Origin of the sequence: uncultured Mucilaginibacter sp. (genome assembly GCF_903913935.1) — a bacterium.
Taxonomy (GTDB): domain Bacteria; phylum Bacteroidota; class Bacteroidia; order Sphingobacteriales; family Sphingobacteriaceae; genus Mucilaginibacter.
This window is the reverse complement of sequence record NZ_CAIWNH010000421.1, coordinates 1-11,137: the sequence shown is the minus strand read 5'-3', so window position 1 is coordinate 11,137 and position 11,137 is coordinate 1. Positions and strand designations below refer to the sequence as shown.

Annotated in this window: 11 protein-coding genes; 9 read left to right on the top strand and 2 right to left on the bottom strand. The window is 44.6% G+C overall.

The features are described from left to right. The 7 genes from QZY09_RS17115 to QZY09_RS17085 all read left to right on the top strand — a co-directional run. On the top strand, positions 1-584 hold a 584-nt coding region (locus tag QZY09_RS17115), incomplete at its 5' end, for a LysR substrate-binding domain-containing protein (protein WP_295674328.1). Positions 585-684: 100 nt separating this feature from the next. Next, positions 685-1,323: an MBL fold metallo-hydrolase gene (locus QZY09_RS17110; protein WP_295674326.1), complete on the top strand. Its 639-nt coding sequence runs from the start codon at positions 685-687 to the stop codon at positions 1,321-1,323. Between the two features lie 60 nt (positions 1,324-1,383). After that, positions 1,384-2,610: an FtsX-like permease family protein gene (locus QZY09_RS17105; RefSeq protein ID WP_295674324.1), complete on the top strand. Its 1,227-nt coding sequence runs from the start codon at positions 1,384-1,386 to the stop codon at positions 2,608-2,610. A 9-nt stretch (positions 2,611-2,619) separates the two neighbouring features. Then, a complete protein-coding gene (locus QZY09_RS17100; protein WP_295674322.1) occupies positions 2,620-2,985 on the top strand; it encodes a hypothetical protein in 366 nt (121 codons plus the stop codon). A 108-nt stretch (positions 2,986-3,093) separates the two neighbouring features. Beyond that, positions 3,094-3,465: a 30S ribosome-binding factor RbfA gene (rbfA, locus tag QZY09_RS17095; RefSeq protein ID WP_295674319.1), complete on the top strand. Its 372-nt coding sequence runs from the start codon at positions 3,094-3,096 to the stop codon at positions 3,463-3,465. Positions 3,466-3,469: 4 nt separating this feature from the next. Beyond that, positions 3,470-4,174 (top strand): peptidoglycan DD-metalloendopeptidase family protein, encoded by a 705-nt coding sequence (locus QZY09_RS17090; protein ID WP_295674317.1) that lies wholly within the window; start codon positions 3,470-3,472, stop codon positions 4,172-4,174. A gap of 233 nt (positions 4,175-4,407) precedes the next feature. Further along, on the top strand, positions 4,408-5,733 hold the full coding sequence (locus QZY09_RS17085; protein ID WP_295674315.1) for an amino acid permease: 1,326 nt from the start codon (positions 4,408-4,410) through the stop codon (positions 5,731-5,733). A 111-nt stretch (positions 5,734-5,844) separates the two neighbouring features. Here the strand turns inward: QZY09_RS17085 and QZY09_RS17080 are convergent, their stop codons facing one another. Next, the gene (locus tag QZY09_RS17080; protein WP_295674313.1) at positions 5,845-6,687 is read right to left on the bottom strand and encodes an isoaspartyl peptidase/L-asparaginase; all 843 of its coding nucleotides are present in this window, start codon (positions 6,685-6,687) and stop codon (positions 5,845-5,847) included. Positions 6,688-6,779: 92 nt separating this feature from the next. After that, complete coding sequence (locus QZY09_RS17075; protein WP_295674311.1) at positions 6,780-7,685, bottom strand: cyanophycinase; 906 nt, start codon at positions 7,683-7,685, stop codon at positions 6,780-6,782. Between the two features lie 260 nt (positions 7,686-7,945). Here QZY09_RS17075 and cphA point away from each other — a divergent pair, with 260 nt between their 5' ends. After that, on the top strand, positions 7,946-10,573 hold the full coding sequence (cphA, locus tag QZY09_RS17070; RefSeq protein WP_295674309.1) for a cyanophycin synthetase: 2,628 nt from the start codon (positions 7,946-7,948) through the stop codon (positions 10,571-10,573). 239 nt (positions 10,574-10,812) lie between these two features. Next, positions 10,813-11,137, top strand: a 325-nt coding sequence (locus QZY09_RS17065) for a hypothetical protein (protein ID WP_295674307.1), incomplete at its 3' end; no start/stop codon positions are given.

The window sequence follows — 11,137 nt, the reverse complement described above, 5'->3', positions numbered from 1 at the left end:
CACAGGTAAAACTCATCGTATCCGAGCAAACTACTGAGCAGATCATCCAGCAGTTAAAACTGGGAATGATCGACTGCGGTATCCTATCCACCCCGCTGCACGAAAGCAGCCTGACAGAGATCCCTGTTTTTTATGAAAACTTTGTGGCTTATGTTTCCAAAAACAGCAAGCTGTCAAAAAAGAAAAGCATCACACCCGATGATATCGATATGGAAGAGATCTGGATATTGAACGAGGGCCACTGCATGCGCGAACAGGTATTAAACATTTGCCAGCGCCGGAAAGCAACCCAGGGCTTTAAACATTTTGAGTATAATACCGGCAGTGTTGAAACCTTAAAGCGGATGGTAGACCAAAACAACGGTGCAACTATTTTACCAGAACTTGCTTTATCAGAGCTAACAGACAAACAGCTGGACAAGGTGCGTTATTTTAAATCACCCGAACCGGCCCGCGAGGTCAGTGTAGTTATCCAGCGTAATTTTTTAAAGCGCAGGCTGATAGAAGCACTTAAAAATGAGATCCTGGAGTTTTTACCCAAACGGATGAAAAGCAAAAAGAAAAAAGAGGTGATGGATATTTGAGGAAGAGTCCGAAAGTCAGGAAAGACCGGAAGAAGAAACAACATCCTTCCGCAATCGACATTCCGCAATCCGCTTTCAATAATTTCCGTATTTTTACGCCATGGCGCAGATTCAATCATTTACCAATAACCCGTACCAGGAAAACACTTATATTTTATTTGATGAAAGCGGCGAATGCGTTATCATTGACCCTGGCATGGATAGCGCCAGGGAACAAAATGTCGTAGTTAATTTTATCAGGGATAATCATTTAAAGCCCGTTTTGCTATTGAACACCCATTGCCATATCGACCATGTGCTGGGCAATAAATTTATTTTTGATCAATACGGTTTAAAACCAAAATTCCACGAAGGCGAACTGCCTGTACTGGAAGCAGTGGTAGCTTATGCGCCGATGATGGGCATCAGGTATGAGGTCTCGCCCGTACCGGATGAATACCTCCCCGAAACCGGGACAATCAAATTCGGCAATACCGAACTGCAACTAATCTTCGCACCAGGACATTCGCCCGCGCATCTTTGTTTTTATGATAAAGAAAGCAATTTGTTAGTCGGAGGCGATGTTTTATTCAGGGGAAGCATCGGCCGTACCGACCTGCCCGGCGGAAATTTTAGCCAGTTGATGGATAATATCGAACATAAACTGTTTACTTTGCCTGATGATTGCACAGTTTACCCCGGCCATGGCCCCAAAACAACCATCGGCTACGAAAAACAAACCAACCCCTTTTTAACTTAATTGAACTATTGCCAGCATTTACAAATCACTAATTTACTAAATCAATAATTCAATAATTAATTGAACACCTCGCTATACATAGCCAAACGATACCTTTTTTCGCGGAAGAAGGTGCATGCCATCAACATCATTTCGGGCATTTCTATGATAGGCGTATTGATCGGCAGCGCGGCCCTGGTGATCATTTTATCGGTATTTAATGGTTTCGAAGTAACTATTTTAAATTTATACGGCAATTTTTGTCCGGAAATAAAGATTGAGCCCCGCCTGGGCAAAACCTTTAACCCTAACGTGCCCTATTTTAATAACCTTCGTAAGGATCAGCGGATTTTTTCCTTTACTCCCGTGCTGCAGGAAAAAGCGATGATCAAATATGATAACAAATCTTTTATCGGAACGATTAAGGGCGTAGGTCGCGATTTTTTAAAAAATCCATTGATTGACAGCACGATACAAAGCGGGGCTTTTATGCTGAAATCAGCTGGGGAGCAATATGCTGTGTTGGGTGCAGAAGTTGAAAATAGCCTGGCGGTAAATGTAAAAGACCGGTTTTCCACCATCGAAATTTATGCCCCCCGCCGGCAGGCAGGCAGTGGCGCCGACCCCATGAGTGAGTTTGTTGTTCGCCCGATTACCCCGGCAGGTGTTTTTGAGGTAGGCCAGGATTTTGACGATATGGTGGTAACTACCATTGATTTTACCCGCGTTTTGCTTGACCAGCCACAGAATGTATCCTCCCTTGAGATCAATTACAAAAAAGGAACCGACCTTGACGCCGTACAGCAGGATATCCGGGATAAGGTGGGCAAAGATTTCTCCGTAAAAAACCGGCGCGAGCAAAACACCGAGTTATATAAAACATTGAACTACGAACGCTGGTTTATTTTTATGATATTAACTTTTGTATTAATTATTGCTATATTTAATATTATTGGCTCATTAACCATGCTGGTGATTGATAAAAGAAAAGATATTGCTATTTTAACCAGCCTGGGCGCCAATAAACAACTAATACAGGGGATATTTTTTATTGAAGGGATGATGATCACTATAACCGGTTGTATTACAGGCATAGTTTTAGGACTGGGATTTTGTATATTGCAGCAACGGTTTGGTTTGGTAAAAATGGGGTCGAAAATGTCAATGATTGATGCTTACCCCGTATCGTTGCGGTTAAGTGATTTTGTGCTTGTGTTTTTTACAGTTAGCTTTATCGCGGTTATTGCTTCTGGAATAAGCGCCCGGTTAAGTATTAAAGGGCTGAATGACATCAAGCAGGACTTATAATTTTATGGAATGAGGCAAAGGTTTTCTTCATATTTGATTTTGATACTTATTACAGTGATAGTTGCTTGCAATAACCATCCTCAAAAACCGCCTGCGATAATATTTAAAGGCGTTTACAGCTTTGGCCCCGAGGTAAAATCATTTAAGGATTGCGATAGCGGCCAGGAGTTTTGGGTTACCGACAGTTCAAAACAACTGGAATTAAAATACTCGCAATTAAATTTCGAGAAACCTTACGTTCCCGTGTATGTTGAAGTAGAAGGGGACAAAATTCATTCAGATAAAGAGGGCCTGGGATCTGAGTTTGACAGCACACTGGTTGTTAGAAAACTAATAAAGATCACGAAAGAGATCCCGCAGGATATGTGTAACTGAGAAAATAGGTAAAAGCTTAAAGGCGAAAGCTGAAAGCTGAAAAGTGATTTAATAATTTAACAAAAAACGGGCTTTAAGCTTTATGCTTTTAGCTTTCAGCTATAAAAAATGGAATCGAAGAGACAGCAAAAATTTGCAGGAGTAATACAGGAAGACCTTGCCGCTATTTTTCAGCGTGAAGGCATTAATTATTTACCAAACACACTGATCACTATAACCAAAGTGCGGGTTACACCCGACCTGGCCATCGCGAGGGTATTTTTGAGCTTTTTCAATAACACCAACCCGCAACTCGCCCTGCAAACGATCAAATCGCATGGGAATGAAATCCGCTATAAATTGGGTGCAAGGATAAAAGACCAGGTACGCGTAATACCCCAACTGGAGTTTTTTATTGATGATACCAGCGAATACGTTGAACGTATGGATAAAATATTTGATAAAATAAGTAAAGAAGACCGTCAACCCGAAACTGAATAAAAAAATGAGCGCTTCTGTACAGTTAGCTACTTTCGTAAAAACACACCCCGATGCAGTCGGCCGCCTGGTTGATTTTAACCCGATGACCGATAAATTATACCAGTTTGACCTTACCATTGGCAACAAGGAACTTGATGCGGTAACTATTGCCGATCATGCAAAGTTTGGAAAATGGGTTAATGGTAAACTGGCGGCCACCGGCGCTAAATATGGCATCGGCGGCTATATGGAGAACCGGAATATTTATGCCCATAGCCCCTTATTTAACAACGGAGATGTTAAGCGCCGCCACCACCTTGGCGTCGATATATGGGGAAAGGCAGGCATGCCGATTTACAGCCCTTTGAAAGGTAAAGTACACAGCTTTAAGGACAATAATAATTTAGGTGATTACGGGCCAACCATTATTCTGGAGCATAACCTTGACGGCTTGATCTTGCATTCGCTTTACGGGCACCTGAGCCGTGCCAGCCTTGAAAGTCTTAAAGTAGGGCAAAAGGTTATTGCCGGGGAGCGAATTGCAACTTTAGGTGATGATAACGAAAACGGGCATTGGCCGCCACACCTGCATTTCCAGCTGATATTTGATATGGAAGATAAAGCTGGCGACTACCCGGGTGTTTGCAGTTTAGAGGAAAAAGAAAAATATCGCAAAAACATCCCTAACCCACAGCTGATCCTTCAATTTCCGAAAGCGGTTAACGCCTAGAGAATAGCAATCCAGGCCTATCCAGCTCCGTAATCTTCGTGTCTCCTTTGTGCCGTCTTTGTTGGAAACTTAACCACAAAGAGCGCGGAGAAGGCACAAAGAGACACAACAAATTATGCTATTACCCCCGGCGTTTTGCAATAAAAAATCCACCGGCGCTCATTTATCAAAAAAATAAATATATTTAGGAAGGAAATAACAGCCTGCGACATTTCACTCCTAAATAAATTTAAATGAGCGGATCAGAACCCGGCAAAATTGGCTTATGGGCCAGTACTTCATTAGTGGTCGGCAATATGATCGGGGCAGGTATATTCCTGTTACCGGCTGCCATGGCTTCCTATGGGAGCATCAGTTTGCTGGGCTGGCTATTTTCGGGGATCGGCACGTTTTTCCTGGCAAAAGTTTTTGCTAACCTGAGTAAAATGCTGCCAACAGCAACAGGTGGACCCTATGCATATACCCATCATGCTTTTGGTGATTTCGCGGGCTTCCTGGTAGCATGGGGGTACTGGCTGTCAAATGTTTGCTCCCTCGCAGCGGTATCCATCTCGCTAATAAGCGCATTAAGTACCTTTTTTCCCGTGTTAGATAAAAGTGCTACTGCCGCCATCGCCACAGGCCTGGGCTTTATATGGCTGGTGACCTGGTTAAATAACCGGGGCATTAAAACCTCGGGGAATGTACAGCTCATTACCACCGTTGCTAAGTTATTGCCCCTGGTTGTTATTGCCATAGGAGGCCTGTTTTTTATCAGGCTGCAAAATTTTCATCCATTTAACAGTAGCGGCAAATCCACAATGGAAGGCATCGCTGCCACAGCGGCCATCACCATGTATTCTTTTTTGGGAATAGAGTGTGCTTCTATCCCCGCCGGCAATGTTGAAAATCCGGAGAAAACCATATCCCGTGCGACAATGCTCGGTTTGGCCATTACGGCCCTGGTTTATATTTTGGGAAGCATCAGCATTATGGGCATCATCCCGCAAAAAACACTGGTGCATTCGCTTACCCCTTATGCAGATGCTGCCGTAATTATGTTTGGCAGCAGCGCCCGGTACTGGGCCAGCGCCGGTGTTGCCGTTGCCGCATTTGGTGCTTTAAATGGATGGACCCTTGTTCAGGGGCAATTCCCATATGCTGTGGCAAAAGACAAGCTATTCCCGGCATTTTTTAGCCGTTTAAATGATAAAGGTGCGCCCTATGCGGCTATAATCGTCAATAGTATTTTTGTCTCCCTGTTTATGGTGATGAATTTCACCAAAGGACTGGTGGAGCAATTTAAATTCCTGATCCTGTTGACCACCCTAACCACCCTGGTTCCATACCTTTTTTGTGCAGCAGGGTATATCATCATCCGGTTTGATCAAAAACACCTGCACAGCGGTGGCTGGGTATCTGCAATACTTATAGGTACGCTAGCTTTTGCTTATTCGTTATGGGCCGTTGCCGGCTCTGGCCAGGATACGGTTTATTATGGTTTTTTACTGCTGATGGCCGGCATCCCGTTTTATGTATGGAGCGTATATAAAAAAAGCATTTCCGCTAACAACCTGTAAGCTATCAAACTTGTGTTTATGGCATCAGATGATAGCTTACCATCAACGTTAAAATTGTTACACATTTAACATTTTAACCTGCAATTTGAGTAGGATTAAACGACAGGAGATCTATCCAAAAACTTCCACTGCCTCGTCATACAATGCCCAAACCAAATAGGGGTGGGTATCCGCATGGTAAATTTCGCCGGTTGCAGAGATACCGATAATACCCGCGAATCCATCAAAAGGCTTCAATTCGTTCAATGTTCTTTCGGTTGCCAAAGCAAGGGGCATACCATCTGTAACACGGGCTACTATAGTTGACGCGACTGCCCCGCTCACAATATCTTCGCCTACGCCCGTGCATGATACCCCTGCAGATGCGTTTGCGTAGTTGCCTGCCGTAGTTGCAGAATCGCTTACCCTGCCGGGGATCTCGAAGCCCTTACCACCGGTTGAGGTCGCCGCAGCGATATGGCCAAATACATCAAGCGCCACACAGCCAACGGTACCTAAACGGATAGAGTCACTCAGCTTTTTATCGTATTCGTTTCTGCGCTGTGGGGTTTCGGGGTTATAATGTTCAAAGCCGTTTTCGCGGGCAAAGTCTTTTGCGCCTTTTCCGCTTAAAACCCGATCATCATAATGCAATAGCTTTTCAGCAATACATATAGGATTTTTCACATCCTCCACATTGATCACCCCCGAAAAACGCATGGTTTTGCCATCCATTAAAGATGCGCTCAGTCTTATTTTGCCATCGCTTTGAATTTGTGAACCGGTACCGGCATTAAACAGTTCATTATCCTCCAGCAAAGCCACTGTATAAACGGCAGTTTCAACAGCGGTATGGTTTTCAAGGTGTTTATAGCCCAGTTTTACAATTTCAGACAGCGCGTCCTGTTTCGCTTTTTTTACTTCCTGGTTAGTTTGCGATTCGCTAAAAAAACCGCCATGGATGATTAGTTTCATAGTAGATGGAATTTGGCGTAAAGCTAAAAGCAGAAAGCTAAAAGCCATCCGCCAACCAAGCTTTATGCTTTGGGCTTTCAGCTTTAAGCTCTTTAATTATTATCGTCAGGCGCAAGTGCACCATCAACTTTAACAGCTTTTTTGATGATCAATTGATATTCCGCCAGATCGAATGTATCAAATATCGACATAACGCTTACCCGCATATTTTTGATAGATACGGGCGAGCCCATTTCTACGTCGTAGATATTTGTTTCGGCCATTTTACGGCCGTTAACCAAAATGGTAAGGCCCGAACCTATAGCTTCCATCATGGTGCCGCCGGTAATCAGCAGACCGGCATCTTCGCCCAAACCAATGCCCAGCATTCCGGGGTTACTGGCCACCGCGTAAAGCAGCCTGCCAATGCGGCCTCGCTGTACAAAATGGGTATCTATAATTACCGAATCAATAAAGCCCAGGCCCGCGGTCATTTGTACCTCGCCTTTTATCAGCGCTTTATGGCTCTGGCCACGATAGATCATGTTGGTGGATGCTGCCGCCGCCCCTGCAGATGTACCTGCGATCACAAAATTTTCATTATGATAACGGGTCTTCATTATATGCAAAAACTCAGTTCCGCCAAATATCGAACTTAACCGTAACTGGTCGCCCCCGCTAAACATTACCACATGAGCCACCCTTATCCGTTCCAAAAATTCTTCGCGTTTTGCATCTTCCCGGTTGCGGATATCCAACACCCCCACATTCCGAACATGTAATTGGTTAAAGGCCTCGATATATTCTATACCTACCAATTCAGGGATCTGCGATGCAGTGGTGATCACCTCCACTACCGAATTATGCTGTTTTGCCGACTCGGTAATAATGCGCTTTAAGATCCCCTGTTCAAAAAACTTCAGGTAATTCGGTTTAATAATATTTTCCTGCGAGCCCAGGTTAGTACCCATATCCACCGCTCCGCCTATAATTATCAGTTTACCTTTAGGGATGATCATTATATAAGTTGATTAAGTTAGATTAGGTTGATTAAGTTAGATTGAATTGAGGAGGACAAATTTTTGTATAAAAAACAACCACTCACTCAATCAACTATTCACTTAACCAACTTAACACAATACAAATTAAAATAAAAAGTGGCACAATGGCAGGCTATTATAAATAATAATACCTTTTTTACGCCAAAAATTTTATTAGATTGTTAAGTTGTTTAGTTTTAAAAGAAAATTGACCCCATCTACTAATTAGCACCACATCCATGAAGATTGAAAATATACAAGTACTGCGCGGCCCTAATATCTGGAGTGTAAACCGGAAAAAATTGATCCAGATGCGATTGAACCTTGAAGAGCTGGAGCACAAACCGTCAAATGCCATTGAAGGTTTTTACGAACGGCTGGATAAACTGATGCCCAGTTTGTATGAGCACCGCTGCTCACCAGGTGTGCCGGGCGGCTTTTATCAGCGGCTTATTGCCGGCACCTGGATGGGGCATGTGGTTGAGCATGTGGCGCTGGAGATCCAATCCCTGGCCGGTATGGATACCGGCTACGGCCGTACCCGCGAAACCAAAACACCAGGAGTTTATAATGTGGTGTTTACTTATGTTGAAGAAAAGGTAGGCGTATACGCGGCAGAAGCTGCGGTAAAGATAGTGAATGCCCTTATTAAAGAGGAAGATTACGACCTGCAGCATGACCTGCAGCAAATGCGCGAGATCCGCGAAAATACCCGGCTCGGCCCGAGTACAGGTTCTATCGTGGAAGAAGCTATCGCCCGGGATATCCCCTGGATCAGGCTAAATAACCAGTCGCTGGTGCAATTGGGCTATGGAAAAAACCAGGTTAGGTTCCGTGCTACCATGACGGAAAAAACCAGCAGTATCGCCGTTGATATTGCCAGCAATAAGGATGAAACCAAACGCATGCTGCTGGAGCAGGCCATCCCTGTTGCCAAAGGCATTACCATTTCATCCATTGAGGGTGTGGATGAGGCCATACGCAAAGTAGGCTTCCCGCTGGTTTTTAAACCGCTGGATGGCAACCATGGCCGCGGCATCTCCATCAACATCCGCGACCGGGAAGCGGCCGTGGCGGCCTATGAATTTGCCGCCCGCATTTCACGCCGGGTAATTGTTGAACGCTTTATTACCGGGTACGATTTCAGGGTATTGGTAATTGATAATAAAATGGTAGCCGCAGCGCTGCGCGACCCGGCCCATGTTAAAGGTGATGGCGTATCGACCATCAAACAATTGATAGATAAGGAAAACGAAGACCCGCGACGTGGTTACGGGCACGAAAAAGTGTTAACGCTGATCAGCATTGACCGCGATACGCTGGACCTGATCGAGAAAAAAGGCTATACACTGGACAGCATCCCTGCCAAAGGCGAAAAGGTTTTTGTAAAATCAACCGCTAACCTGAGTACCGGGGGCACTTCTGTTGACGTAACCGACCATGTACACCCGCATAATGTGTTTATCTGCGAACGGATCAGCAAGATCATCGGCCTGGATATTTGCGGTATTGATATTATGGCCGAAAACCTGAGCGAGCCGTTAACCGATACCGGTGGCGTAATACTGGAAGTGAATGCTGCTCCCGGCTTCAGGATGCATATTGCACCCAGCGAGGGCCTGCCACGCAACGTAGCCGGGCATGTGATAGACATGCTGTACCCTGCGGGCAAATCAGCCAGGATCCCTATTATTGCGGTTACAGGCACCAATGGCAAAACCACCACCACCCGCCTCATCGCGCATATTGTAAAAAACAATGGCTACCGGGTTGGCTTTACCACATCCGATGGCATTTATGTACAAAACAACATGCTGCTGAAAGGCGATACCACCGGCCCCGTAAGCGCAGAGTTTATTTTAAAGGACCCCACCGTGGAGTTTGCCGTGTTGGAAAGTGCCCGTGGCGGTATTTTAAGAGCAGGCCTGGGCTTTAGTTTTTGCGATATCGGTGTGGTAACCAACATCCAGGAAGACCACCTTGGCCTTGCCGACATCCACACCCTGGATGACTTAACCCGGGTAAAAAATGTGGTGGTTGACTCCATTAAAAAAGATGGCTGGGCGGTATTAAATGCCGACAATGATTATTGCGTACGGATGGGTAAAAAGGCACATTGCAAAGTGGCCTATTTTAGCATGAACGAAGAAAATCCGGTTATTAAATCACATTGTAAAAAAGGCGGAATTGCATGCGTTTACGAAAATGGTTTTGTAACCATACAAAAAGGCGACTGGAAGATCCGCGTACAACGTACCAGCCTCATCCCGGTTACTTTTGGAGGTACCGTGCCTTTTATGATCGAAAATGTGCTGGCAGCTACGCTGGCAACTTTCCTGCATGATTTTAAAACAGAAGATATCAAGATCTCGCTGGAAACCTTTATCCCTTCGGCTGCGCAAACACCGGGCAGGATGAACATCTTCAACTTTAAAAACTTCCGCTTTATGATCGACTTTGCGCATAATCCGGCTGGTTTTAAAGGCATCAAAGCGTTTTTACAGCATATCGATTCCCCATTAAAGATCGGCATCATTGCCGGTACAGGCGACAGGCGCGACGAGGATATCCGCGAACTGGGCATGCTTTCCGCCGAAATGTTTGACTACATCATCCTGCGCCAGGAAAAATTCCTCCGCGGCCGTACCGCTGAAAATATTCTGACCCTGCTGATCGAAGGCATTGAATCGGTAGATATTGATAAGAAATTTGAGATCGTACCAAACGAAGTGGACGCGATTAAACATTCCATGAGCATTGCTGTTCCGGGAGCATTTATTGTTGCGCTGAGCGATGTAATTGACAACGCCATCGAAACCGTACAAAACTACCAGGAGCAGGAAAGAAACGGAACGTTTGAGGTGTAAGTGATTTCGGATTGCGGAATTTCGATTTCGGAATTAGGATAATGGCGATAAGCTGAATGAGTGATATGCCAGGTGTTTGTTGACTGAAAAAACCGCAAACAGCAGACAACAAATCCGAAATCGAACATCCGACTTCCGAAATCTTCTTGTCGTTCGTCCGGTTTTGAATAGCGACGGATTGGAAGTATTACGGACAGACAAGCCGTTCCGTTGGCTGCTTTGGCATTCACAGCGCATTTATGTTAAAAAGAAATCAGAAATATCCTGACTCGTTTATAATAAGTTTTTTAAAACTACTACTTCCTTCAGGCAGGCTAAAATGGCTAAGCTGGATAGCAATAGTATTTAGCCTGTGGTTAATATTGTATCCGGAGCCTTACAAGCCATTGCTTATTATTTCGCTGTTGCTGCCTGTGCTGGGTTTGATTATAAACAGGCTTATTTCTCCGGATTTTGAATCTCTTTTGTTGATCCGTACCGACACGGGAAAGGAAAGCTATTGCCCGGTTAATTTCATCATTTTCCCGGCCATTGCATTATTAATAAGGGATTTATCTTATAGCT

What these genes read in the sequence shown, in the direction of transcription:
- QZY09_RS17110 (WP_295674326.1), top strand. Translation starts at nt 685, where the DNA reads ATGGCGCAGATTCAATCATTTACCAATAACCCGTACCAGGAAAACACT.
- QZY09_RS17100 (WP_295674322.1), top strand. Translation starts at nt 2,620, where the DNA reads ATGAGGCAAAGGTTTTCTTCATATTTGATTTTGATACTTATTACAGTG.
- rbfA (WP_295674319.1), top strand. Translation starts at nt 3,094, where the DNA reads ATGGAATCGAAGAGACAGCAAAAATTTGCAGGAGTAATACAGGAAGAC.
- QZY09_RS17090 (WP_295674317.1), top strand. Translation starts at nt 3,470, where the DNA reads ATGAGCGCTTCTGTACAGTTAGCTACTTTCGTAAAAACACACCCCGAT.
- QZY09_RS17085 (WP_295674315.1), top strand. Translation starts at nt 4,408, where the DNA reads ATGAGCGGATCAGAACCCGGCAAAATTGGCTTATGGGCCAGTACTTCA.
- QZY09_RS17080 (WP_295674313.1), bottom strand. Translation starts at nt 6,687, where the DNA reads ATGAAACTAATCATCCATGGCGGTTTTTTTAGCGAATCGCAAACTAAC.
- QZY09_RS17075 (WP_295674311.1), bottom strand. Translation starts at nt 7,685, where the DNA reads ATGATCATCCCTAAAGGTAAACTGATAATTATAGGCGGAGCGGTGGAT.
- cphA (WP_295674309.1), top strand. Translation starts at nt 7,946, where the DNA reads ATGAAGATTGAAAATATACAAGTACTGCGCGGCCCTAATATCTGGAGT.